The following is a 24,780-nucleotide window of genomic DNA, read 5'->3' as shown; positions in this document are numbered from 1 at the left end:
TTTAAGGAGAATTTACAATGAAACTTTGGTACTCCACCACCAGCCCGTATGTACGTAAAGTGCTGGTAACGTTGAAATATCAACAATTCTTAGACAAAACAGAACTGATTAAAATTGGTTCATCATTTGATGCAAGCTCTCTGCATAATCAGGCAAATCCTCTGGGTAGAGTGCCTGCGTTAGAACGTAATTGCGGTAATTGGCTTTATGGCAGTTTGCTGATTTGTGAATATCTTGATCAAAAAGGCAAGGTAGAGCCTAAACTCATTCCAGAAAGTGGCAAGCCACGTTGGGCGGTACTCGCCTTACATAATTTAGCTGATGGCATTATGGAAAACACCGTGCCGATGATGGCTGAAAAAATGCTTCGCCCTGAAAGTGAATGGTGGACAGCTCGCCATCAACAACTAACCGAACGCAATCGTCAAAGTTTTGCAAGACTTGAGCAAGATTTGAAACCGTTTGGCATGGAATTAAACATTGGTACGTTAACGGCTGTTGCAGTTATTGATTGGTTCTTATTCAGAGCTGAGAAAATTGGATTAGATCTTGCAAAAGAATTTCCAAATTTAACCGCTTGGGCGGCAGAGATGAATGAAAAATATGAGGTTTTAAGCGAGACAACGCCTACTTTGTAACCATTTTTTGCGTCACGAAACTGGTCTAAATAATCTAATTTCTCTGTATTTTCTTCTGCCAAATCTCCCCTTTCCCTCTTTGCTAAAGAGGGGGAAAAACGAGCGAGATTTTATATCATTGTTTTATTTTGATATGGTAAATATAAATTAGTCAGATGATAGCCAATTTATAAGGAAAATCCCCTCTTTAGCAAAGAGGGAAAGGGGAGATTTGGCAGCCTTAATTAGCGAAGAAAATAAGTAATACAAAAATGAAAATCCTCAACCCCATTTTGCCTATTATGGATACTATTTTAGGCGACTTAGTTAGCCTCCAAACTGAAGGCAAAATTACACATCAAACTATTGAACGCGTGCCGTTGCAGTGGTATGAAAGCGAACGGAATATTTTGCGTAAAACTACTGACACAGGGCGTGAAGTGGCGTTTCGTTTGTTCAAAGAGGGGCAACGCTTGAAACACGATGATGTGGTGTTTATCAGCGATGAGTTAGCGATTGTGATCGAAATCTTGCCAAGCGAAGTGATTGTGCTTTCGCCGAAAACTTTGCCTGAAATGGCGAGAGCCTGTTATGAAATCGGCAACAAACATTCGCCGCTTTTTTTAGATGGCGATGAAGTCACGTTGCCTTACGATAAACCGATGTTTGAATGGTTACAAGCGGCAGGATTTGAACCGAAAAAAGCAGAACGCCGTTTAAGCCAAGCCCTGCGAGCCAATTCAGCACAAGGACATCGGCATTCACATAGCCATTCACACGATCATAACGGCTATCATCATCACGGAGATGGAAATTGGCACAAACATTAAACCGCTCTTTAACGGATTTAGGTGCGTTGTTGCACTTGGTCGATCCCACCTTGCCGATTGGAGGATTTAACCATTCAAACGGTTTAGAAACCTTCGTCCAGCAAGGCGTTGTTTCGACTAAAGCAACTCTCGAAGAGTATGTGCAAACCCAGCTGTTGCAGAACTGGATTTACAACGACGGGGCATATCTTTCCCTTGCATTCGATGCAATGAACGAAGGTAATTTTGACCGCTTGTGTGAGCTGGATTGGCAACTTTCCGCCACTAAAGTGGCACGCGAAAGCCGCGAAGGGAGCTTTAAACTCGGTGTACGCTTGCTGAAAATTTTTATTCGCTACGAAACACATACGCTGCTCACCGCTTACCAACAAGCGATTGTCGAAAAACGCGTGCAAGGCTACTTCCCTATCGTGTTTGCAATGGTTGCTCAAGCAATGGGGTTAAGCAAAGCCGATACGCTCTACGCTTTTTATTACAATGCCGCAGTGGGGGCAATTACTAATGGAGTGAAATTGATTCCTCTCAGCCAAATGAATGGGCAAGATATTCTGTTTGACTTGCGTGGCTCGCTCGTACAAGCGGTAGAATTAAGCCTTGAACCCGACGAAGAGTGGCTTGGTGCGGCAACGCTGGCGAATGATATTCGGGCTATGCAACACGAAGTGCTTTATACGCGACTTTACATGTCGTAATAATATTGAAAACAATTAAGGAAAAGCAAAATGAGCTTTAAAGAAATTTTAGAAACCTTACCCACAATCGATCATTTAACCGGTTTAAATGTGATGGATGGTAAAACGATTATCCACAACATTCCAGCCATACCAGGTAAATTAGGTTCGCTTCGACTTTATAATGCATTAGCTGAAAAATTTAACGGGAAATTAAACCGCACTTCCGCACAACAAGGCGTTGAATGGTTTGCAGAATACATCGAAGATGCAAAAGCGAATCCAGGCAAGCATCCGAACATTGATTTACTATTTAAAGTCATTGATGAAAATCTTAATTTAACCCTGATTCCACTTTGCTAATTAATCAGAATTATTTAGAATAATTGAACTTTTGATTGACAAAACCTGTCTTATTAACAAATTGGTTCAATAAAATAGCTTATTGTGCTATAACTAAGTACATTGATTGGCAAAAGCCAAAATAAAGAAGGGAAACGATGGATAAAGAAACACAAATGATGTTAGTTCCTCAAGGCAGTATCGAAGGTTATATTCGTGCGGCAAATGAATATCCGATGCTGACCGCAGAGGAAGAAAAGGAATTGGCAGAACGTTTGTATTATCACGAGGATTTAGATGCTGCGAAAAAACTCATTTTGTCGCATCTTCGTTTCGTGATCCATGTTGCGCGTGGCTATTCTGGCTATGGTTTGCCACAAGCTGACTTAATCCAAGAAGGCAATATCGGCTTAATGAAAGCTGTTAAACGTTTTAACCCTGAAGTTGGTGTACGTTTGGTGTCATTCGCCGTGCATTGGATTAAAGCGGAAATCCACGAATATGTTCTTCGTAACTGGCGTATCGTAAAAGTAGCGACCACGAAAGCTCAACGTAAATTATTTTTCAACCTACGCAAAACTAAACAACGTTTAGGCTGGTTCAATGAAAATGAAGTTGATCTAGTAGCAAATGAATTGGGTGTTTCCAAAGAAGATGTGATCGAAATGGAATCGCGTATGAGCGGTGCAGATGTAGGTTTTGATTTACCTACTGATGATGCAGAAACAGAGACTTATTCTCCAGCCCTTTATTTGGAAGATAAAAGTTCCAATTTCGCAGCAGAGCTTGAAGATGAAAACTTTGAAAGCCAAGCAACCGAGCAATTAGGTGCTGCGCTACAAAGTCTAGATGCGCGTAGTCAGGATATTATCAAAGCTCGTTGGTTAGATGATAACAAAGCTACATTGCACGACTTGGCAGCGAAATATAATGTCTCTGCGGAACGTATCCGTCAATTAGAAACCAATGCGCTGAAAAAATTAAAAAGTGCGGTGAGTTTTTAAATAACTTAGAAAAAGAAAACCTGCTAATTAGCAGGTTTTTTATTTATCATTTAAACGTAATTTCAAATCTTCAACAGTTTGGCAAGTCTTAATCTTATCAAACACTTGGTTCGCTTCATCATATTCCTTATTCAAATAACGTAACCACTGTTTAATTCGTGCCACATGATAAAAACCGCTGTCATATTCATTTTCGACATTCGCGTATTTTTGCAAGATTTTTTGAATCTCACACCAAGGCATTTTTTCTGCATTTGATTTCAGAACATGGCTTAAATTCGGAATATTCAATGCACCTCGTCCCACCATTAAATCCTGACAACCTGTTTGGGATAAGCAGTCTTGCCCATCTCGCCAATGCCAAATTTCTCCGTTAGCAATAACAGGAATGGATAAACGCTCTCGGACTTCACCAATTTTTTTCCAATTAATTCGATCAGCACGATAACCATCGGCTTTTGTGCGTCCATGAACTGTAATTTCGGTTGCTCCACCCTGCTCCACCGCATCAGCGATTTCAAAAGCTTGAGAAATATCATCCCAGCCTAACCGCACTTTTACACTAACGGGGAGTTCACTTGGCACAGCTCTGCGTAAGGCTTGAGTGGCACTATAAATCAATTCAGGCTGTTTCAATAATGCCGCACCACCATTACTGCCATTCACAGTTTTAGAGGGGCAACCACAATTTAAATCAATGCCATGAGAACCAAGCTCGATCGCACGAATCGCATTTTCAGCAAGGCATTCTGGATGCTGCCCTAGCAACTGCACTCGCACAGGCGTGCCAGAGGAAGTAAAGCCCTGATTTTTTAATTCAGGGCATAAACGATAAAATACTTTTTCAGGGAGAAGTTGATCAACTACGCGCACAAATTCTGTTATACATAAATCATAGTCATTCACTTCGGTGAGAAGTTGGCGTACAAAGGGATCTAAAACCCCTTGCATAGGCGCAAGAATAACACGCACTATTTCCAGCCTTTTGCTTTACAAATTAAATCGTAAGCAGCTTGAATCTGTTGAGTTTTTTCTTTTGCCATTTCCATCATTTCTGGCGGTAAACCTTTCGCCACGAGTTTATCTGGATGGTGTTCATTCATTAAACGACGATAAGCACGCTTAACCGTGTTTTGCTCGTCGGACTCAGTCACACCCAATACTTTATAGGCATCATTTAAAGTTGGACCTGAAGCATGTTGGTAACCACCACTATTTTGTTGCTGATATTGTTGGTAACCACCTTGATAGGCACCTTGTTGATATTGCTGATAAAAACCGCCTTGAGTAAAAGCTCGAGCAGCCATTTCCATTGCTATCATCTGTTCAAATTGCATACGAGAAAGACCCAGTTCTTCAGCGATCACATAAAGCACTTCTTTCTCATTTTCGTGAAGTTCTGAATCGGCAAAAGCCGCCTGAACTTGCACTTGTAAGAACATTCGTAATAAATCAGCACGTTGCCCACAGCCAATGCGAAATTCACGGATAACTTGACGAATCGGGAAATCAGATTCTTTACCACGACGAAACGCATCCTGCGCTAATTTGCGCCCCGCATCATCCAATTTAAGCTGAATCATTAATTGATTAGCTAATTGGATATCTTCTTCTGTTACACGCCCTTTCGATTTACTTAAATGCCCTAACACCGCAAAGGTGGTTTGCATAAACAAGTCTTGACGCGTTGTTTTCTTTTTAAAGAAACTGGAACTTACCGAACCAAGTTCATACAATTTTTTATCTGCAATAGAGCCTAAAATGAGCCCAGCAATCGCACCAAAAAACCCACCAACTTTCCAACCTAAAAATACGCCTATAATTTTTCCAATAAATCCCATTCTTTCCCCTGTTAAGTCAAAGTGCGGTTATTTTTATAATGTTATTTATAATGATGACAAAAATTTATTTCTCAAGTTTTATACGCCAAATTCGGCACGATAAGCACGCATTTCTGGCAAATGGCTACTGTATCGAGGATCTTGTTCGATAAATTGCATCAAGTCATCTAAATCAATGATTGATAGCACTTGGCATTGATAATCACATTCAACTTCTTGAATTGCAGAAAGCTCGCCTTTTCCTCTCTCCTTACGGTTTAAGGCGATTAATACCGCTGCAAGCTCTGCCTTATTTGCACTGATTAATTCCATAGATTCACGGATCGCAGTACCCGCCGTAATCACGTCATCCACAAGCAAAATTTTTCCTTGCAATGGGCTACCAATTAAATTGCCGCCCTCTCCGTGATCTTTCACTTCTTTGCGATTAAAACACACGGGTTTATCAATACCATAACGATTAAATAGCGCCACCGAAACTGACGTGCCAATTGGAATACCTTTGTAAGCCGGGCCAAAAACAACATCAAAATCTACCGCACTTGCCTGAATTGCCGCAGCATAGAACTCGCCTAAACGCGCTAAATCTGCCCCCGTATTGAACAAACCCGCATTGAAGAAATACGGACTTTTACGCCCCGATTTCAAAGTAAACTCTCCGAATTTCAATACATTTCGGCTTAAAGCAAATTCGATAAAATCGCGTTTATATTGTTCCATTTTTTAATCCCTATAAACTGTGTTTATAAGCCTAGCGCTTCGCGTTGAGCGATGAAAATTTGATTACAGCCTTGTTTAGCTAAATCTAATAATGTTAATAATTCTTCATGGCTAAATGGCTCTCCTTCTGCAGTGCCTTGCACCTCAATCATGCGACCATCTTCCATCATCACAACATTCATATCCGTTTCTGCTGCAGAATCTTCTACGTATTCCAAATCACAAACTGCTTGACCATCAACAATCCCTACAGAAATTGCCGAAACTAAACCTTTAATTGGATTAGTTTTTAACGTGCCATTCTCAATTAAACCATTGATCGCATCACATAATGCGACAGCCGCACCGGTGATAGAAGCTGTTCGAGTACCACCATCCGCTTGAATAACATCGCAATCTAAAGTAATCGCACGTTCACCAAGTGCTTTGAGATCCACCATCGCGCGCAAAGAGCGGGCAATTAAGCGTTGAATTTCCATTGTGCGTCCACCTTGTTTACCTTTAGCCGCTTCGCGTTGCATGCGACTATGTGTTGAGCGTGGTAACATTCCATATTCAGCCGTGACCCAGCCTTGCCCCTGTCCTTTTAAGAAACGCGGAACAGCATCTTCCACTGTTGCAGTACAAAGCACTTTGGTATCACCAAATTCAACAAGCACAGAACCTTCAGCATGCTTGGTATAGTTACGAGTGATTTTAATTGGGCGGGGTTGATTATTTTCTCGATTATTTGGACGCATAATTATTCCTTGATATGGTTTCGAACGATGTAATAAAAAAGCGCACTATTCTAGCACGCTTTGGTTTTCATTATTGGGTAGTTTTTTCAAAGTCACGAATTTTGTGGAAAGTTTCGTTTAAATCTGCCGCAAAATTAATTTTTTGAATATCTGGCGAAGAATTAGATTTAACTAACATTCTCAACGGCTGGAATTGCATATTGCACAAGTAAAGTTGTTGATGCGGCAACATATGTTGAACAAATCGAGTAAGCGCATGAATGCCACCAGCATCAAGCACTGTCACTGCATCACATTGCAGCACAATATGTCGGATTTCATGATCGGTATGAACCGTTCTATCATGCAAATCTGCAAATAATTTATCTGCAGCAGCAAAGAAAAGTGGACCGCTAATTCGGTAAACCAAAACATTATCTAAATCTTCAGGCGCATTGTGCTCAATGGCTTTTGTCATCTCAGCAATCGTCCGAATAAACAAGAGACTCGCAAGCAACACCCCCACACTAATCGCAATCACCATATCAAATAATACGGTCAAAATAAGACAAGTCAGCAACACCGCCATTTCATTTTTGCCTGAACGGCGAGCAAGGTGAATAATATCGTGCACACTTGCCATATTCCACGCCACCACCAACAACAAAGCAGCCATAGATGACAAAGGCAAATAAGAAAGGGCTTGCGAAAACAAAAGTAAAGCGAATAAAACAAGTATTGCGTGCACGACACTCGATATTGGCGATACCGCCCCTGATTTCACATTAGCCGCAGAACGAGCAATCGCAGCTGTTGCCGTAATCCCACCAAAAAACGGAGAAATGATATTCCCCAAGCCTTGTGCTAATAACTCGTTATTAGAGTGATGTTTAGTATCAGTCATATTATCTAAAATCACGGCACAAAGAAGTGATTCAATTGCGCCTAATACCGCCATTGAAAAAGCAACGGGTAACAACGCTTGTAAGATATTAAAATCCCAATGAATTAATTGACCTTGTGCATCAGGAATATTCCACGGCAGAGAAAAATCTGGCAATACATTAGGAATCCCATGACCAATGGAACCATCAGGCAAAGTATATTGGAATGCAGATCCAATCGTCGCCACCTCAAAACCAAAATTCTGTAATGCTATAGCTAAAATTGTACCAATAATCACAGCAGGTAGATGCCCTGGCACTGCCAAACGCAATTTATGCCATTGAGTCAGGACTAATAGTGTTACCACACCAACTGCTGTATTGGCCCAATTTATCGTAGGAAGTGCGGTAAAAATTATTTGGATTTTTGCGAGATAATGCGCCGGCATTTTTTCTATGGAAAGCCCCAAAAAATCCTTAATCTGCAAAGTACCAATAGTAATGCCAATCCCACAAGTAAAACCTAAGGTGACGGGCAAGGGAATATATTCAATTAAACGTCCTAGACGAAATAACGCCATCAACACTAAAATGAACCCCGAAAGCAACGTTGCCATCAAAAGACCACTTAGCCCAAATTGTTGAGTAACAGGGTATAGAATCACAACAAAAGCGGCTGTAGGCCCAGATATATTAAAGCGAGAACCACCCGTCAGCGCGATAACGATACCCGCAATAATTGCCGTGTAAAGACCATGTTGCGGCGGTACACCACTCGCAATAGCCAAAGCCATGGAAAGCGGAATTGCAATTACACCAACGGTCAACCCTGAAATAATGTCGCGAATCAGAGATTTTTTCGAATAACCTAAACGAAAGGAATCTTTCAGCGCGCTAAAGGGTTTTACAGCTAAAAAAACATTTTTAGAAAATAACGCTTTAATATGCATAAAAAAACTACAAACGATAAATAAAGTGCGGTTATTCTAGCGAAACTTTTAAAAGTTTTTTATGTTCTAGCGCAAAAAACTTGACTAAACTGGAGCAAATCTTTATAGTTTGCGCACCTTTTACGGTGAGATGTCCGAGTGGTTGAAGGAGCACGCCTGGAAAGCGTGTATGTGGGAAACTGCATCAAGGGTTCGAATCCCTTTCTCACCGCCATCCTAATTTAATCCCCTTATTTTTCTTCTTTCCTTCTTATTCAAAATCAATTTTTTATTCTTCTTATTTTTATTACGCTCATTGAATTTTTTCATCAATGCAGTAAACTAGGCACCGATTTTTAATCACCTCTCTTTTCACTTTAAATGTTACCTGCGAGTAACAAAAGGACACATCATGACAAACAAAGTAAACAGTTATGTCTGGAAAGCCTTAATTGGCTCTGCCGTCGGCTATGCAATGGACGGTTTCGATCTTCTCATTTTAGGTTTCATGCTTAGCGCAATTTCTGCAGACTTAAATCTAACACCAGCCCAAGGTGGATCTCTCGTAACTTGGACACTGATTGGCGCAGTTTTTGGCGGCATTTTATTTGGCGCATTAAGCGATAAATACGGACGTGTACGCGTGCTTACTTGGACTATTCTTCTCTTTGCGGTGTTTACTGGTTTATGTGCGATTGCGCAAGGTTATTGGGACTTACTGATTTATCGCACAATTGCTGGTATTGGATTAGGCGGTGAATTTGGAATTGGGATGGCTCTAGCAGCCGAAGCATGGCCCGCACGCCACCGAGCTAAAGCAGCATCTTATGTTGCATTAGGTTGGCAAGCTGGTGTGTTAGGTGCCGCATTACTTACACCATTATTGCTCCCGCATATTGGCTGGCGTGGAATGTTCTTAGTAGGTATCTTCCCTGCATTTGTCGCTTGGTTCTTACGTTCTCATCTACACGAACCTGAAATTTTCACTCAAAAACAAACCGCACTTTCAACGCAATCCAGTTTTACTGATAAATTACGTTCATTTCAGCTTCTTATGAAAGATAAAGCCACGAGCAAAATTAGTCTTGGTATCGTCGTACTCACCTCCGTACAAAACTTCGGTTATTACGGCATTATGATTTGGTTACCTAATTTCTTATCAAAACAACTTGGATTCAGTTTAACTAAATCTGGACTTTGGACAGCCGTTACCGTCTGTGGCATGATGGCTGGAATTTGGATTTTCGGACAACTTGCTGACCGCATCGGACGCAAACCAAGTTTCTTACTTTTCCAATTAGGCGCGGTGATAAGTATCGTGGTTTACTCACAACTTACCGATCCTGACATCATGCTTCTTGCTGGGGCATTTTTAGGTATGTTTGTGAACGGAATGATGGGCGGTTACGGTGCATTGATGGCAGAAGCCTACCCAACAGAAGCTCGAGCAACCGCACAAAACGTACTTTTCAATATTGGTCGTGCCGTAGGGGGATTTGGACCTGTGGTTGTGGGCGCAGTTGTGCTCGCATACTCCTTCCAAACTGCCATCGCCCTACTTGCGATTATCTACGTAATTGATATGTTAGCGACAATTTTCTTAATCCCTGAATTAAAAGGTAAAGCCTTAGACTAAGAAAATATAAAAGATAAAAATGCTCGCCAAGTGCGAGCATTTTTTATGAAATAAAAGTAAGCAATTGTAAGAATACTTGTTCAGCTGAAATCTCTTTCATTGAACTTGCCGATAAGTAATGCTGATTTTTACCATAACAGCCAATCAATTTAGGATCCGTTGCGCCATAAAGCGTAATATTGGGCTTATCCAAGGCGGCAGTTAAATGCGCCAAGCCTGTATCCACCGACACTACGGCTTTTGCATTCGCAAGCTGTTTTGCAAGCTCCGTTAAAGTTAACTTAGGCAACACGATCACATTAGAATGAGCTTGAGCCAAACGCTCTGCTCGCGCTTTTTCCTGTTCACTTCCCCAAGGCAAGCGAATTTCGTAATCAGAAAGTGCGGTAATTTTTTCAACCAATTTTTGCCACTCAGATTCTTCCCAATGCTTATCTGCCCGAGTTGTAGAATGAATAAATACCACATAGTTTTTTTCTGAAGTTTGATGAAGAAAATGGCGAGCAATACCATAGTCGCCCTGAACTTGAGGTAATTCATAACCTAAACTTTGAGCAAAAAGCTGACGAATTCGTTCCACAGCATGCTGTTGATAAGAAATGGCATATTTTTTATCGTAGAAAAAAGACGCTAACGGCTCTCGGATACTTTGGCGATCATAGCCATGTTTCACACCTTGAGCGAAACGAGTTGCAAATAATGCACTTTTAATGAGCCCTTGTGCATCAATTACCGCATCATAGTTTTTAGCCTGCAACAAAGTGCGGTAATTTTTCCACTCATTTCTTGTTTGAATAGAAAAAGGCGATTTACGCCAACGACGCAGAGCAATAGGGAGCACTCGATTTACAGCGGAATGCCAACGTGGAATTTCTGCAAAGTTTTCTTCCACCACCCAATCAATGCTTAAACTGGGGATCGCCTTTTGTGCATCAGTCAAGGCGGGCAAAGTATGAATCACATCGCCCATAGAGGAAGTCTTAATCACACATACTTTCATTTAATTAACCTTCTTCCCCAGTGCATAATACCGAGACCTGACACCGCTAAAATACCGCCAATAATTAAGGATGAATCCACCTGTTCATTCAACCAAACGGCTGAAAATAAAATGCCTAAAATCGGCACAAGAATAATATAGGCCGAGGCATTGCCCGCCCCTAAGTGTTTCACACCATCAAAATACCATGCATAAGCCAATACCGTTGAGCCAAATGCAAGACCAAGTAAACTAAACCATTGCGATCCATTTAATTGAAATACGGTTGCCCAATCTTCCGCACTTTCCATCCATAATGCTGCCAACGTCAGCATAAAAAAACCAAAAGTAGAAGAAATCGTGGTAGCAGTGAGAGAATCAATTCCGATTAATACTTTACGAGCCAATAAAGTATAAGCAACCCAGCAAACTAAAGCACAAAGCAATAACATTTGACCAAACCCAAAATTTTGTAAGAGGTTAGTTGGATTCCCTTTTGTCATGGCTAACAAAGAACCGCTGATGGCAATAATCATCCCTAATACAACCCAGCGATTCCATTTTTCTTTAAATAATAAAATAGCAAAAAACATCGTAAAGACGGGATTAGAGGCAACGACCATCGTTCCTTGCCCTGCTGGAACATATTTCAAACCCCAAATAAAGAAAGTCGAATAACCAAAGATCCCAAGCAAAGCCGTTAACAATAACCCCACCCATTGATTAGGTCGCAGTTGTTTAGCATATTTGAAACGATTCGCTGCATATAGCCAAATAATGAGTGGAATAATGGCGAAAAAAAAGCGCGCGCTTGAAGCAACAAATGTCGGCATAGCTTGGGCAACCACTCGTCCCCAAGGCCAAGAGGCGCCCCATAAAATCACCATTCCAATTAATTGTAAATGTATGCGTAGAGGGTTCATTTTGCTAATAATGCCTCTAATTTTTCTAATGCCATTTCTGGCGTAATATCAATCAAACTTTGATGATAACCGCCCTCTTTATCGCCTTTACGGACTTTAATCAATCCACCTTCAATTAAACGAATAATCGTTGCTTTATCCGAAAGCGGCGGCGTATATTGCGGACTCGTTGGGCCATAAAGTGCAATCAATGGACGATTTACTGCTGCCGCAATATGCATCAAACCACTGTCATTGGTCACGACTGCCGTACAATTTGCAATTAAATCCACTGCTTCATTTAAATTTGTTTTTCCTGCTAAATTGACACAAAACTCACGCAACTCTTCTGGCAGCGCTTGACGAATTTCTTCGCCCCCAGGTTCATCTTTAGCAGAACCAAATAGCTCCACTGCATAGCCTTGTGTAATTAACATTTCTGCTAATTTTGCATAATGATAATGCGGCCAACGTTTTGCTGGGCCAAATTCTGCACCAGGACAAAAACCAATAATTGGACGCTCGACTAAAAGTGCGGTTTGTTTTTCAAATTTTTTTAAGGTTTCAGTTTGTTGCGCTGGCTCAACCGTCAAATAGGGTTTCAAGACAGGAATATCATCAGCTTTTGGTACAGCATCTTTTTCAAAAGCCAATGCAACATAACGCTGCACCATCATCGGATAATCTTTTTTATTAGCACGTAAATCATTCAATAAAATATAACGGCTTTCACCTTTCCAACCCCGACGATGAGCAATTTTTGCAAAGAAAGGAACAAACGCAGATTTCAATGAGTTAGGCAAAATAATCGCCATATCATATTGTTCACGCAAAGATTTCCCTAAACGATAACGCGTTCCCAATTCAAAGGCCCGGTGCCCTAATGGCATTTCAATCGCCTTACGCACCTCTGGCATACGTGCAAGCAAAGGCTTACACCAATTCGGTGCCATCACATCAATATTGCAGTTTGGATATTGAATTTTCAGTTGCTGGTACAAACTGTGCGACATCATCATATCGCCAACCCAAGATGGGCCAATAATTAGAATATTCATTTTCTGTCTTTCAGATAAAAGTGCGGTCAAAAATACCGAGATTTTTAACCGCACTTTGTTGATGGGAAGTAGGCAAACCTACGGTTTATTTTCTATTCAACCATGCCATATATTCAGCCACGCCTTCGGCGACTGTTTTGAATGGTTTATCGTAGCCTGTTGAGCGAAGTTTAGTCAAATCTGCTTGAGTATATTCTTGATAACGAGATTTCAAATGCTCTGGGAATGGAATGGTTTCAATCTCGCCTTTACCGTGGAATTTCACTACCGCATCAGCCACCGCACGGAAACTTTCTGCATTTCCTGTACCAAGGTTGTAAATACCAGAAATACCATTTTGCCAACACCAAATATTCACTGCAGCCACATCACCCACATAAACAAAATCACGGCGGAAGTGTTCGCTGCCTGCAAATAATTTTGGATTTTCGCCTTTTAAGATTTGGTTATTCAAGTGGAATGCTACGCTCGCCATAGAACCTTTATGATTTTCACGCGGCCCGTAAACATTGAAATAACGGAAACCACATACTGGCGATTTTGCTTCTTGCAAAATGTTGCGCACATATTGGTCGAACAAGAATTTAGAATAGCCATAAACATTTAATGGACCTTCAAATTCACGTTCTTCACGGAATACTTTAGTATCACCATAAGTTGCCGCACTTGAGGCATAGAAGAAAGGGATTTCGCGATCAAGACAATAGTGCAACAACTCTTTAGAATATTCATAGTTATTGTGCATAATGTATTTACCATCCCATTCCGTAGTCGCAGAACATGCCCCCTCATGGAATACCGCATCAATATCACCAAATTCGTCGCCTGCAATAATAGAAGCAATGAAATCTTCTTTATCACAATAATCTGCAATGTCTAAATCAACTAAATTTGCGAATTTTGTGCCATCTTTTAAGTTATCTACCACTAAAATATCTTTGCGCCCTAAATCATTTAATGCTTTGACAATATTGCTGCCAATAAAACCTGCGCCGCCTGTTACGATAATCATAATTCTGTCCTCTTTAAAATAAGTCTGCGTATTGTAATAGATTTTCTACCGCTTAGCCAAAAAACTCTGCTAAAAACAACCGCACTTTTAATCCCCAATAACTCGTGAGGCCGGTTGTAACAAGATCCATTTTGCCTTTACTCAATAGCACAATTGTGGGCGTCACATTAATTTGCCATTGTTTTGCAAGCTCGCCTTTTGGGTCATTCACTGTAGTGAAGTGGTAGTCATGTTCACTTAAATAATTATTTACGTCCGCCTCATTGCCTGAACGTAATGCCACCGACACAACTTGATAGCCTTCGTTTGCTAAAGAATTAATTGCTGGCGAAGTATAACGACAATAGCCACACCAAGTGCCCCAAAAATAAAGCAACGTCGCTTTATTTTGGTCAAGACTTTCAAGAGAGAACGTATTCCCTTGAAGATCTTGTAACGTGATTTTATTTATTTCCTCTGGCACCACAGGACGGCGAACAAAATCCAGTATGTTACTCATCACAATAAAAGTTAAAAAGAGGGATAATCCATTCTTAAGTAGTTTTTTAATCTTCATTTTCTTTATTCCTTATCGCATTGAGATGATTGTAATCAAGCATAAAAGCACAGTCAAAAACAAGGGATTTTTGCTACAATAGGTAAAACATAAATAAAGGAGGAAAATCATGGCACCGAATCAACTTGCTCAATATATCGATCACACCGCACTTACCGCAGAAAAAAATGAACAAGATATTTTGACACTCTGTAATGAAGCGATTGAACACGGATTTTATTCTGTATGTATCAATTCTGGTTATATTCCACTCGCTAAAGGAAAACTTTCTGGCTCAAATATAAAAATTTGTACCGTAGTTGGCTTCCCTTTGGGGGCGAATTTAACCTCTGTAAAAGCATTTGAAACGCAAGAATCTATTAAAGCGGGTGCAAATGAGATTGATATGGTAATTAATGTAGGTTGGATAAAATCGCAAAAATGGGATGCAGTAAAACAAGATATTCAAGCTGTATTTAATGCTTGTAATGGCACGCCATTAAAAGTGATTTTAGAAACTTGTTTGCTCACTAAAGATGAAATAGTGAAAGCCTGCGAAATTTGTAAAGAAATCGGTGTGGCTTTTGTTAAAACATCAACTGGTTTCAACAAAGGCGGTGCGACTGTAGAAGATGTTGCATTGATGAAACAAACGGTCGGCAATATTGGTGTTAAAGCATCAGGCGGCGTGCGTGATACTGAAACAGCACTTGCAATGATTAACGCGGGTGCAACACGCATTGGTGCAAGTGCGGGCATTGCAATTATTAGCGGTACACAAGACACCCAAAGCACTTACTGATCCTTTCACGCGTGGTATTCTCACTACGCGTTTTTACATATTCGACAATTTCTGCAACAAACGATCCATTGCTCTATAGCCCAAGGCCTCCGCCAAGTGCGGTTGAGAAATTTGTTGTTCTCCTTGTAGATCAGCAATGGTTCGAGAAACTTTCAAAATACGATGATAAGCCCGTACAGAAAGCCCAAGCTTATTCAGCGCATTTTCAAGGAAAAATGAATCTTTATCACTTAACTTGCAATCACGTTCAATCTCTTTACTATTCAAATAAGCGTTAATTTTTCCCGCTCTTTCCATTTGAATCTCACGCACTTTTAACACTTTTTCACGAACTTGTTCGCTGGTTTCACCACGATCACCTGTATTTTGTAAGCTACCTTGTGGCAGTAAAGGCACTTCAATAGACAAATCGAAACGATCTAAAAATGGTCCTGAAAGTCGATTCAAATAACGCATAATTTGTTGTGGTGAAGTGCGGTTATGTGTTCCAGTATAATGGCCTGTCGGGCTTGGGTTCATCGCTGCTACTAATTGAAAACGAGCCGGGAATTGAATTTTTGCATTAGCACGAGAAATAATAATCTCACCACTTTCTAAAGGCTGACGTAGTGCATCCAATACTTTTCGTTCAAACTCTGGAAGTTCATCAAGAAACAGTACGCCATTTGTTGCTAAGGATATTTCGCCGGGTTTAGGGATCGTTCCGCCTCCAACTAAAGCTGGCATTGATGCACTATGGTGCGGTGCACGAAAAGGACGTTGTTTCCAATTATGAAAATTCAACTCGTTTTGCACTAAACTCGTTACAGATGCCGTTTCTATCGCTTCTAGATCGGTCATTTCAGGTAAAAGCCCTGTCAATCGGCTAGCTAACATGGTTTTCCCTGTACCCGGAGGGCCAAGAAAGAGTAAATTATGCTGCCCTGCTGCGGCAATGGTCAATGCTCGTTTGGCGTGTTGTTGTCCGATAATATCCGTTAAATCTAACGTATTTTTGCCCGAAAAATTTACCGCACTTTCTTTCACAATTTCAGTGGCAAGGGGTAATTTTTCCTGGCCATTGAGAAATTGCACTACATCTAAAAGCGTTTGTGCAAAATAAGTTTTTTGTTCAGAAACGAGAGAAGCTTCACTCGCATTTTGCTTCGCGATAATTAATTCTCGCTTTGACTTTTGCGCCGCAAGAATAGCGGGGATTACACCATGAACGCCACGTAATTGCCCCGTCAGCGCAAGCTCCGCCACAAATTCAAATTGCTTTAAGCGGCTCGCATCAAGCTGATCCGATGCGGCTAAAATTCCGATGGCAATAGGCAAATCAAATCGACCACCTTCTTTCGGTAAATCCGCAGGTGCGAGATTCACAGTGATACGTTTGGCCGGATATTTAAATTGTGCATTCATTAACGCACTACGCACCCGATCTTGTGCCTCTTTCACCGTTTTTTCTGGCAAACCAACAAGCGTAAATCCTGGTTTTCCGTTGCTTAAATGCACTTCAATAGTGACAAGTGGCGCTTGCACACCCATAGAGGCACGACTGTAAACGATAGCAAGAGACATGATAATCCTTAAAGTGCGATAAAAATGAAGATAGTTTTTGCACTATAAAAAAAAGCACATAATGAAATCATTCATCATGTGCTTTTCTTGCGATCTAGATCGCAAAATTTACATTTTATTCCGCAAAAAGTGGCGAAAACCAAAAATCTAATTTCGCCGCCAATTTATCAATTCCAATTTTATTTTGTGCAGAAAAGGCTTCCACTTGAATGTCACCTTGGAATGGGAGAATCGCTTCGCGCACCACTTTGACTTGTTTACTACGTGCGCTTTGGCTCAATTTATCGGCTTTAGTAAGCAATAAAAGTACTGGTAAATCAGCTGAAACCGCCCATTCAATCATTTGTTGGTCAAGATCTTTAAGTGGATGGCGAATATCCATCAACACAACTAATCCCGCCAAACATTCACGTTTTTGCAAATATTCACCTAAGGATTTTTGCCATTGGATTTTCATTTGCTCTGGTACGGCAGCATAACCATAGCCCGGTAAATCTACCAATTTACAATTTGGTTCTACTTCAAATAAGTTAATGAGTTGCGTGCGCCCCGGTGTTTTTGAGGTGCGAGCTAAGCTTTTTTGATTAGTTAATGCATTAAGTGCGGTTGATTTTCCCGCATTTGAACGCCCCGCAAACGCAATTTCAATGCCAGTATCTTCAGGAATGGAACGAATATTCGGCGCACTCGTTAAAAAGTGAGTTTTATGGTAATTAAGTTTAATTTCAGACATAAGGATTCCTTTTAAAATTGCGCTTAGAATAGCATAAATAATCCTGTTTCCGAAATGACACGGATTAACTCAAAAGGCAAATTAAGAGATAAAAAAATGCGAAATCAAAGAGATTTCGCATTCAAGTCTAAAGAATAAACTTATTTTCTTGCAAGAGGCGGGACAAACATTAATCCTAAGTCCCAAGGCTGTTCAATCCAAGTATTTTGAGGAATATCAATCACATAATCATCAACTAATTCTGCCCCTGCTGGTTTTGCAAATACTGTCACAAATTTTGCATTTGGATACATTTCACGGATTGCACGTGCAGTATTACCTGTATCAACTAGATCATCAACTATGATAAAACCTTCTCCGCCATTTGGTACCTGTGCAGCGTGAAGAACCTGCAATTCACCTTGATTATTGTGGTCATGATAACTTGCAATACAAACGGTTTCTACGTGGCGAATGCTTAACTCGCGAGCTAATACAGCAGCAGGGAATAAACCACCGCGACTCACGGCAATAATACCTTTCCATTGGGATGCTGGAAGTAAACGCTCTGATAATTTACGAGCATGCATTTGGAACATATCCCAAGTCACCACATATTTTTCACTCATTTTAATACCCTAAATTTTGTCAATAAATAAAAATTGCGTAAGGATAACCTGAAATAGCATTTTATGCTATTATTTCCTCAAACTTTTTCGATAAAAAGGAGAAACTATGTCTGAAATTACAACACTTCAACCCGAATTGCTATGGAAATGGTTCGATCAAATTTGTGCAATACCACATCCATCTCATCATGAAGATACACTTGCAAACTTTATTGTTAACTGGGCAAAAGAAAAGCATTTTTTTGCAGAACGTGACGAGGCGGGTAATGTATTAATTCGCAAACCAGCAACAGTAGGTATGGAAAATCGCACACCTGTTGTATTGCAAGCCCACTTGGATATGGTGCCTCAGGCTAATGAAGGTAATCCACATGATTTCACTAAAGATCCGATTCGTCCTTATATTGATGGCGATTGGGTAAAAGCAAAAGGAACAACGCTTGGTTCCGATAATGGTATTGGTTTAGCATCTACATTAGCCGTTCTTGAAAGCGATAATATTGCACATCCACCACTTGAAGTCCTTCTTACCATGACAGAAGAAACAGGAATGGACGGTGCATTACACCTCCGTCGTAATTGGCTACAATCGGACATTCTTATCAATACTGACACTGAAGAAGTCGGAGAAATTTATATCGGTTGTGCCGGAGGAATTAATGCCAATTTATCAATACCAATTCAATGGGAAAACAACACTTTTGAGCAATCAATTCAACTCACATTGAAAGGTTTGCGTGGTGGACATTCAGGTTGCGATATTCATACTGGACGAGCTAATGCAATCAAAGTTATGGCTCGCGTATTAGCGAAACTTCCACAAAACACTTCTCCTTTCCAGCTTGCAGAAATTCGTGGTGGTTCAATTCGAAACGCTATTCCTCGAGAAGCTGTTGCGATTCTAGTTTTCAATGGCGAACCTCATGCTTTTGAAAGTGAGGTAGAAAAACTAAACATTTTATTAAAAGAAGAATTATTCATTGCTGAACCTAACCTTAAGCTTTTCTTAGAATCAGCGGAAAAACCACAATCCATCTTTACCTTAGAATCAACAGAAAAAGTCATTCATTTATTAAACGCATTACCTAACGGCGTCATTCGTAATAGCGATGTAATCAAAAATGTTGTCGAAAGTTCACTCAGTATTGGGGTATTAAAGACCGAAAATCACAGTGTGAAGGGGACTATTTTAGTACGTTCATTAATTGAAAGCGGTAAAGATTATGTAACAGAATTATTAACCTCTGTTGCCAACCTTGCTGGTGCGAAAACTGAATTTTCAGCACCATATCCAGGTTGGAAACCAGTCAATGATTCCTCCATATTAAATCTTACCCAAAAACATTATGCTGCAGTGTTAGGCAAACAACCTGATATTAAAGTCATTCATGCGGGTTTGGAATGTGGATTACTCAAAGAGCATTATCCTAATATCGAAATGATTTCTCTAGGACCAACTATCCGTAATGCGCATTCACCAGATGAGAAAGTACAGATTTCTACTGTCACAACCTACTGGAATGTATTAGTAAATGTATTAGCTGATATACCAGTTAAAGCTTAATAAATAATAAAAAGCGATGGAATTTCAATATTTTTATCGCCTTTTTAAATATCTCAAAATAAACAAAAAAGAGATAAAAAAATACCGCACTTTAATACCTAAAAGTGCGGTAATTTTTAGCGATATTTTTAACTACACATCATAAGTGGTAGAGGCAGTATTCCCACCACGACCAGTCCAGTTAGTATGGAAGAATTCACCGCGTGGTTTATCAGTACGCTCATAAGTATGTGCGCCGAAGTAGTCACGTTGTGCTTGCAATAAGTTTGCCGGTAAACGGGCTGAAGTGTAACCGTCTAAGAAGGTAATCGCAGATGCCATACAAGGCATTGGGATACCCACTTCGATCGATTTTGCCACCACTTTACGCCAGTCGCTTAATGCGTTTTCTAAAATGCCTTTGAAGTAACTATCTGAACCTAAGAAGATTAAATCTGGATTTGCTTCATATGCATCACGAATGTTACCTAAGAAACGGCTACGGATAATACAACCTTCACGCCATAATAATGCGGTTGCACCGTAGTTGATGTTCCAGCCAAATTGTTCAGAGGCTTCACGAATCAGCATAAATCCTTGTGCGTAAGAAATGATTTTTGACGCCAATAATGCTTTACGCACAGCTTCAATCCAAACTTTTTTGTCACCTTCAACTGGAACAACTGTTTTATTGAATAATTGATTTGCTGCAACACGTTGATCTTTAAATGAAGACACACAACGAGCAAAGACGGATTCAGTGATTAAGGTTAATGGAATACCAAAATCTAATGCGTTGATACCCGTCCATTTACCTGTCCCTTTTTGACCAGCGGTATCTAAGATTTTTTCAACTAATGGCTCACCATCTGCATCTTTATAACCAAGAATGTCGGTGGTGATATCGATTAAATAACTATCAAGTTCAGTTTTTTTCCATTCTGCGAAGATGGCTTGCATTTCTTCATAGCTTAAGCCTAAACCTTCTTTTAAGAATTGGTAAGCCTCACAGATTAATTGCATATCGCCGTATTCAATACCATTGTGAACCATTTTCACAAAGTGGCCAGCGCCTTCACTGCCAACCCAGTCACAGCAAGGTTCGCCTTGTTCTGTTTTAGCTGAAATTGCTTGGAAGATTGGTTTCACATATTGCCATGCTTCGTGGTTACCACCTGGCATGATAGATGGCCCATGGCGCGCGCCTTCTTCACCGCCCGAAACACCCGAACCGATAAAGCGGATGCCTTTTTCAGCCAATGATTTTACACGACGGTTGGTATCTGGGTAGTTTGAGTTACCACCATCAATAATGATGTCGCCTTCTTCTAAGTGCGGTAATAATGCCTCAATGAATTGATCCACCACATCACCTGCGCGCACCATTAACATCACTTTGCGCGGTTTTTCTAATTTAGCGGCTAAATCTTCTAAAGAGTATGCACCAATAATATTGGTGCCTTTTGCCGCACCTTGTAAAAATTCATCCACTTTTGACGTGGTGCGGTTATACGCCACCACTTTAAAGCCGTGATCATTCATATTTAAAATGAGGTTTTGCCCCATTACGGCTAAGCCGATAACACCGATGTCGCCTTTTACTGACATTGTTTTCTCCTGTTGGTAGGGTACAGGTTGTTGTACCGATTTGAATACTTTGGTGCAACAAGTTGCACCACATGACTACACGCAAAAAGTGCAGTCGTTTTTTCAATTATTTTTTATTTACGCTGGCGCGCGTCTCCCGACGCGAGCCTTACAAATTTAGTAAGTTATCAGCACGCGTCAGGAGACGCGCGCTATCAAAAACGTTGATGGTCGGATAAATCCAACCTTCTTATTAACGAAATTAGTAGGCCTCTAGTTTATCTATTTGCTCTCTATTATCGATACTTCTTAGTAAATAGTACTCAGGAATCCATACAAAAGGTAAAGACAATAAATGAAAAGTTATTATACTTTTAGATATAAGGTTTATCTCAATACTAATACAAAGTATGAAAAACAACCAAATAAGGAATAAAAGCCAAGAAAATATTTTATAAGAACTAGATTTTCTAAATAATAGGTAACTGAACTTATCTTTATACATGGGTTCTATTACTGTTGAGTTGTTTTTATATAATAACTTTATTAATTTTTCTTTTATTCCTCTAGTTATTATATTTAACTTAACCAAATCAGAATTCTTATCATTCTTTAATATGGTTATTAATAATATTATCTGTTTATCGTCTAATCCTTTAAAATAAGATATTGTTCTAAAAAATAATTGTCGTTTAATTCTCCTCCATTCTGAGATGGAGGCAAAATTTTCTATAGCATAACTTAAATACTCAAAATCTTGTTTTTTTTGAGAATAAGAAAAAGTCTTTTGAGAAATCCAAATAGCAATCCAACCAGTTATAATTGTTGCAACCAAGCTACTAAAACTGACTAAAATACCAATGGTGTTAGATTCTAAGTTCATAATCCTATTAAGCCATTAATTAATTGAACCCACGATGGCACACGTTTCGAAACGTGTGCCTTTGCCACAAACACACGCTATGAAGTGTGCACTATCAAACAGATTACTTTTGGTTAATGAAATAATGTAATTTAATATTTTTTCTGTTTGCTGGTTTTTCTAAATCGGCTTTATCGCTTTCACTGTCGCCCATCATATAGATACCAACATTTTTACCGACTTTCATCACGTGTTCTAATGCATAAAGTGCGGTGGCTTTATTCACTATTTGACTATCGCCTGCCACGCCGACATTAGCATTATCCATCGCCAAAATCTGCATTATATTTGAGGCCGACGGAGAGCCTGAAGTTTTGATCATTCCAACAATCATAGTATTGGAAACTGCATTGCTTGCTGCCGGAATCTGAACCACAAAAGTGCGGTCATTTTTCGGCATTTTCATTATAAGCTCATCAACATTAATGCCGGAAGAACAAGCAACAAGCACGGCTGCTAAGGCAATTATTAAAAGTTTTTTCATCTTTTATCTCCATTTAAGTGGGACTTATCGCACGATGGCTCGCATCATCAGTAATCCATCTTCTTGCGGCAAAAGTGCGATTACTTTTCCAAGCGTTTTTTAACTCTTTGTCCATGCACTCATGTGCTGCGTAAACCCAATATGCGGATAATAATCCACCACTTGTGGAGCAGATAAAAGCACAATTTTGTGCTTGTGGGTGCAAGACTTGTTTAGTGTGTTCAATAAACTACAAGATAATACCTTGTTTCTGATATTCTATAGCAAAACTTCTTTTAAATTTCTCTAATTAAAGAGCTGCCTTGCTCTAACGTGTCTAGCCACTGCCATTTTTCATAGCCGATGAGTTTACTCTTTTCTAAAGAAAATGTGGTACAACAACGCCCCAAACGGTTTTCTAGAGATTGATTTAAATGTTGATACGTAAATTCAATTTGAATATCGTCAATCCATTTCCCAATTAAGAAGCCTTTTAAAATTTCACCGCCACCATATTCGGCCCAAATCATTTTACCTTGTTGATGGTAATGAAATTCGGTTTGGCTACTCACTTCACCATTTGCGGTGTTTTCAACAGCAACAAATTTTTTATTATCTAAATTCAACATTAAGTCACTCCGCATCTGATGTATCTATATTTTAATCTTACTTTAATCCATACAATGCTAATAAATTAACTCTTCGTCCATGCACTCATATGCTGCGTAAATCCAATATGCGGATAATAATCCACGGCTTGTGGAGCCGATAAAAGCACAATTTTGGCTTGTGGATGTAGGGCTTGCTTAGTGTGTTCAATCAATTGCAAACCGATACCTTGTTTTTGATATTGTTCATCAACTGCTAAATCAGATAAATAACAGCAATAGGCAAAATCCGTCACCGAACGTGCAGCACCCACTAATCGTTCACCATCCCAAGCGGTGACTAATAAATCTGCATGGTGCAGCATCGCTGCGACACGTTTTTCATCCTCTAACGGACGGCGTGCCCCGAGCGTTGTTTTATTTAGCAATTCAATAAATTGTTTAACTGAAATCGGTTCATTCACTTTGTAGTCTATCATTTTGCAAGCCTGTGATATTTGATACTCAACTTGTTATAGCAATTTTGCCGCCGTTTTATCCAAATACCATTCCGTCGCCCCATTTTTTGCTTTAATTTTTGCTGCAGGGTAAGGAAGGTTTTCAGCTGGAGTCGTTTGGATTTCTTTTAAAATATCCGCTTTGCTTTCGCCAGTGACTAAGTAGGTAATGCGTTTGGCTTGTTCAATGAGTTTGGCTGTTTTAGAAATACGAATTTGGCCGCTTTCAGGGTGCTTGGCAATGACAGCAAGGTTTTCATCATCAAAATTGGTTTGATGTGGGAAAAGAGAAGCGGTATGACCATCTATCCCCATGCCTAAAATGATCCAATCAAAAACACCGTTTGGAATGACCGCACTTAATTCTTCTTCGAAACGTTTTAGCTCAAAGTGCGGTTCATTTTCACCACGAATTCGGTGGATATTTTCTGCTGGAATTTGAATGTGATCGAATAAAAGTTTTTGTACTTCGCCATAGTTGCTTTCAGGATCAGATGACGGAACCATACGATCATCTCCCCACCAAAAATGCAGATTTTTCCAGTTAATTTGTTCAGCATAAGGCGATTTAGCTAAGGTTTTAAATAACAACTTAGGTGTTGATCCACCAGAAAGGGAAATATGTACGAGATGATTTAATTGGCTATAAATCACAAATTCTTGGGCGATCTTTTCAACCGCGTGTTGAGCTGTTGGGAAGCTGATATAGTTCATTGATTTTCCGTTGGGCCTTAGCCCACAATTTATTATGTTAGATATTAAGGGCGGTGGGCTA

27 protein-coding genes, 1 tRNA gene and 1 pseudogene are annotated in these 24,780 nt (G+C 39.9%); 9 read left to right on the top strand and 20 right to left on the bottom strand.

Features of this window, described 5'->3' with window-relative positions:
• The first annotated feature begins 17 nt into the window (after positions 1–17).
• The 5 genes from KP712_RS06550 to rpoH all read left to right on the top strand — a co-directional run bounded on the left by KP712_RS06550 (position 18) and on the right by rpoH (position 3,464).
• Positions 18–638, top strand: coding sequence for a glutathione S-transferase (locus tag KP712_RS06550; protein ID WP_111407742.1), 621 nt, complete (start codon positions 18–20; stop codon positions 636–638).
• Between the two features lie 251 nt (positions 639–889).
• The gene (ureE, locus tag KP712_RS06545; RefSeq protein WP_111407743.1) at positions 890–1,447 is read left to right on the top strand and encodes an urease accessory protein UreE; all 558 of its coding nucleotides are present in this window, start codon (positions 890–892) and stop codon (positions 1,445–1,447) included.
• Complete coding sequence (locus KP712_RS06540; protein WP_111407744.1) at positions 1,432–2,139, top strand: urease accessory protein UreF; 708 nt, start codon at positions 1,432–1,434, stop codon at positions 2,137–2,139. The genes ureE and KP712_RS06540 overlap by 16 nt, the downstream gene beginning before the upstream one ends.
• A gap of 30 nt (positions 2,140–2,169) precedes the next feature.
• Complete coding sequence (locus KP712_RS06535; protein WP_111407745.1) at positions 2,170–2,481, top strand: DUF2322 family protein; 312 nt, start codon at positions 2,170–2,172, stop codon at positions 2,479–2,481.
• Positions 2,482–2,618: 137 nt separating this feature from the next.
• Complete coding sequence (gene rpoH / locus KP712_RS06530; RefSeq protein ID WP_111407746.1) at positions 2,619–3,464, top strand: RNA polymerase sigma factor RpoH; 846 nt, start codon at positions 2,619–2,621, stop codon at positions 3,462–3,464.
• Between the two features lie 39 nt (positions 3,465–3,503).
• Here rpoH and dusC read toward each other — a convergent pair whose 3' ends face one another.
• The 5 genes from dusC to dauA form a co-directional block, all read right to left on the bottom strand.
• Positions 3,504–4,436, bottom strand: coding sequence for a tRNA dihydrouridine(16) synthase DusC (dusC, locus tag KP712_RS06525; protein WP_111407747.1), 933 nt, complete (start codon positions 4,434–4,436; stop codon positions 3,504–3,506).
• Positions 4,436–5,305 carry a co-chaperone DjlA gene (gene djlA / locus KP712_RS06520; RefSeq protein ID WP_111407748.1) on the bottom strand — a complete coding sequence of 290 codons (870 nt, stop codon included), beginning with the start codon at positions 5,303–5,305 and terminating at the stop codon, positions 4,436–4,438. The genes dusC and djlA overlap by 1 nt, the downstream gene beginning before the upstream one ends.
• Positions 5,306–5,383: 78 nt before the next feature.
• A complete protein-coding gene (gene pyrE, locus KP712_RS06515; protein WP_111407749.1) occupies positions 5,384–6,025 on the bottom strand; it encodes an orotate phosphoribosyltransferase in 642 nt (213 codons plus the stop codon).
• A gap of 23 nt (positions 6,026–6,048) precedes the next feature.
• A complete protein-coding gene (gene rph / locus KP712_RS06510) occupies positions 6,049–6,765 on the bottom strand; it encodes a ribonuclease PH (protein ID WP_111407750.1) in 717 nt (238 codons plus the stop codon).
• Positions 6,766–6,835: 70 nt separating this feature from the next.
• Entirely contained in the window at positions 6,836–8,578 is a 1,743-nt protein-coding gene (gene dauA / locus KP712_RS06505; protein WP_111407751.1) for a C4-dicarboxylic acid transporter DauA, read from the bottom strand.
• Positions 8,579–8,702: 124 nt separating this feature from the next.
• Here dauA and KP712_RS06500 point away from each other — a divergent pair.
• Together KP712_RS06500 and KP712_RS06495 are read left to right on the top strand one after the other, a co-directional pair.
• Positions 8,703–8,792, top strand: a tRNA-Ser gene (locus KP712_RS06500).
• A gap of 177 nt (positions 8,793–8,969) precedes the next feature.
• Positions 8,970–10,193: an MFS transporter gene (locus KP712_RS06495; protein WP_215770739.1), complete on the top strand. Its 1,224-nt coding sequence runs from the start codon at positions 8,970–8,972 to the stop codon at positions 10,191–10,193.
• 43 nt (positions 10,194–10,236) lie between these two features.
• Here the strand turns inward: KP712_RS06495 and rfaC are convergent, their stop codons facing one another.
• From rfaC to KP712_RS06470, 5 genes are all read right to left on the bottom strand, one after another.
• Positions 10,237–11,193 (bottom strand): lipopolysaccharide heptosyltransferase RfaC, encoded by a 957-nt coding sequence (gene rfaC / locus KP712_RS06490; protein WP_111407767.1) that lies wholly within the window; start codon positions 11,191–11,193, stop codon positions 10,237–10,239.
• Positions 11,190–12,095: a DMT family transporter gene (locus KP712_RS06485; RefSeq protein WP_049363980.1), complete on the bottom strand. Its 906-nt coding sequence runs from the start codon at positions 12,093–12,095 to the stop codon at positions 11,190–11,192. Before KP712_RS06485 ends, rfaC begins: the two co-directional genes overlap by 4 nt.
• Positions 12,092–13,132, bottom strand: coding sequence for a lipopolysaccharide heptosyltransferase II (waaF, locus tag KP712_RS06480; RefSeq protein ID WP_049363979.1), 1,041 nt, complete (start codon positions 13,130–13,132; stop codon positions 12,092–12,094). The genes KP712_RS06485 and waaF overlap by 4 nt, the downstream gene beginning before the upstream one ends.
• 85 nt (positions 13,133–13,217) lie before the next feature.
• The gene (gene rfaD, locus KP712_RS06475; protein ID WP_005635765.1) at positions 13,218–14,144 is read right to left on the bottom strand and encodes an ADP-glyceromanno-heptose 6-epimerase; all 927 of its coding nucleotides are present in this window, start codon (positions 14,142–14,144) and stop codon (positions 13,218–13,220) included.
• A gap of 52 nt (positions 14,145–14,196) precedes the next feature.
• Entirely contained in the window at positions 14,197–14,700 is a 504-nt protein-coding gene (locus KP712_RS06470) for a protein disulfide oxidoreductase (protein ID WP_215770738.1), read from the bottom strand.
• Between the two features lie 109 nt (positions 14,701–14,809).
• Between KP712_RS06470 and deoC the strand changes: the two genes are divergently transcribed.
• Complete coding sequence (gene deoC / locus KP712_RS06465; protein WP_215770737.1) at positions 14,810–15,481, top strand: deoxyribose-phosphate aldolase; 672 nt, start codon at positions 14,810–14,812, stop codon at positions 15,479–15,481.
• Positions 15,482–15,514: 33 nt separating this feature from the next.
• On the opposite strand, the gene KP712_RS06460 is transcribed toward deoC, so the two are convergent.
• From KP712_RS06460 to gpt, 3 genes are all read right to left on the bottom strand, one after another.
• Positions 15,515–17,044: a YifB family Mg chelatase-like AAA ATPase gene (locus KP712_RS06460; protein ID WP_215770736.1), complete on the bottom strand. Its 1,530-nt coding sequence runs from the start codon at positions 17,042–17,044 to the stop codon at positions 15,515–15,517.
• Between the two features lie 115 nt (positions 17,045–17,159).
• The gene (yihA, locus tag KP712_RS06455) at positions 17,160–17,777 is read right to left on the bottom strand and encodes a ribosome biogenesis GTP-binding protein YihA/YsxC (RefSeq protein ID WP_215770735.1); all 618 of its coding nucleotides are present in this window, start codon (positions 17,775–17,777) and stop codon (positions 17,160–17,162) included.
• Between the two features lie 140 nt (positions 17,778–17,917).
• Positions 17,918–18,385, bottom strand: a complete 468-nt coding sequence (gene gpt, locus KP712_RS06450) for a xanthine phosphoribosyltransferase (protein ID WP_048953410.1) — start codon at positions 18,383–18,385, stop codon at positions 17,918–17,920.
• Positions 18,386–18,491: 106 nt separating this feature from the next.
• Here gpt and pepD point away from each other — a divergent pair, with 106 nt between their 5' ends.
• Entirely contained in the window at positions 18,492–19,949 is a 1,458-nt protein-coding gene (gene pepD / locus KP712_RS06445; RefSeq protein WP_215770734.1) for a beta-Ala-His dipeptidase, read from the top strand.
• Positions 19,950–20,081: 132 nt separating this feature from the next.
• Here pepD and gnd read toward each other — a convergent pair whose 3' ends face one another.
• From gnd to pgl, 7 genes and pseudogenes are all read right to left on the bottom strand, one after another.
• Entirely contained in the window at positions 20,082–21,536 is a 1,455-nt protein-coding gene (gene gnd, locus KP712_RS06440) for a decarboxylating NADP(+)-dependent phosphogluconate dehydrogenase (RefSeq protein WP_215770234.1), read from the bottom strand.
• A gap of 241 nt (positions 21,537–21,777) precedes the next feature.
• Positions 21,778–22,398 (bottom strand): hypothetical protein, encoded by a 621-nt coding sequence (locus KP712_RS06435; protein ID WP_009499573.1) that lies wholly within the window; start codon positions 22,396–22,398, stop codon positions 21,778–21,780.
• Positions 22,399–22,501: 103 nt separating this feature from the next.
• Positions 22,502–22,921: a hypothetical protein gene (locus tag KP712_RS06430; RefSeq protein ID WP_215770733.1), complete on the bottom strand. Its 420-nt coding sequence runs from the start codon at positions 22,919–22,921 to the stop codon at positions 22,502–22,504.
• 99 nt (positions 22,922–23,020) lie between these two features.
• Positions 23,021–23,180, bottom strand: a pseudogene (locus KP712_RS09125) (GNAT family N-acetyltransferase); the annotation flags it as partial.
• A gap of 16 nt (positions 23,181–23,196) precedes the next feature.
• On the bottom strand, positions 23,197–23,529 hold the full coding sequence (locus KP712_RS06425) for a hypothetical protein (protein ID WP_009499570.1): 333 nt from the start codon (positions 23,527–23,529) through the stop codon (positions 23,197–23,199).
• A 65-nt stretch (positions 23,530–23,594) separates the two neighbouring features.
• On the bottom strand, positions 23,595–23,987 hold the full coding sequence (locus tag KP712_RS06420; protein ID WP_118782561.1) for a GNAT family N-acetyltransferase: 393 nt from the start codon (positions 23,985–23,987) through the stop codon (positions 23,595–23,597).
• 33 nt (positions 23,988–24,020) lie between these two features.
• Positions 24,021–24,719, bottom strand: coding sequence for a 6-phosphogluconolactonase (gene pgl, locus KP712_RS06415; RefSeq protein ID WP_215770732.1), 699 nt, complete (start codon positions 24,717–24,719; stop codon positions 24,021–24,023).
• Positions 24,720–24,780: the final 61 nt, after the last annotated feature.

It is taken from the genome of Haemophilus sp. SZY H68, assembly GCF_018829685.1.
In the GTDB taxonomy this organism is placed as follows: Bacteria; Pseudomonadota; Gammaproteobacteria; order Enterobacterales; family Pasteurellaceae; genus Haemophilus; species Haemophilus haemolyticus_K.
The sequence above is the reverse complement of the archived record's forward strand: the minus strand, read 5'-3'. Positions and strand labels throughout refer to the sequence as shown.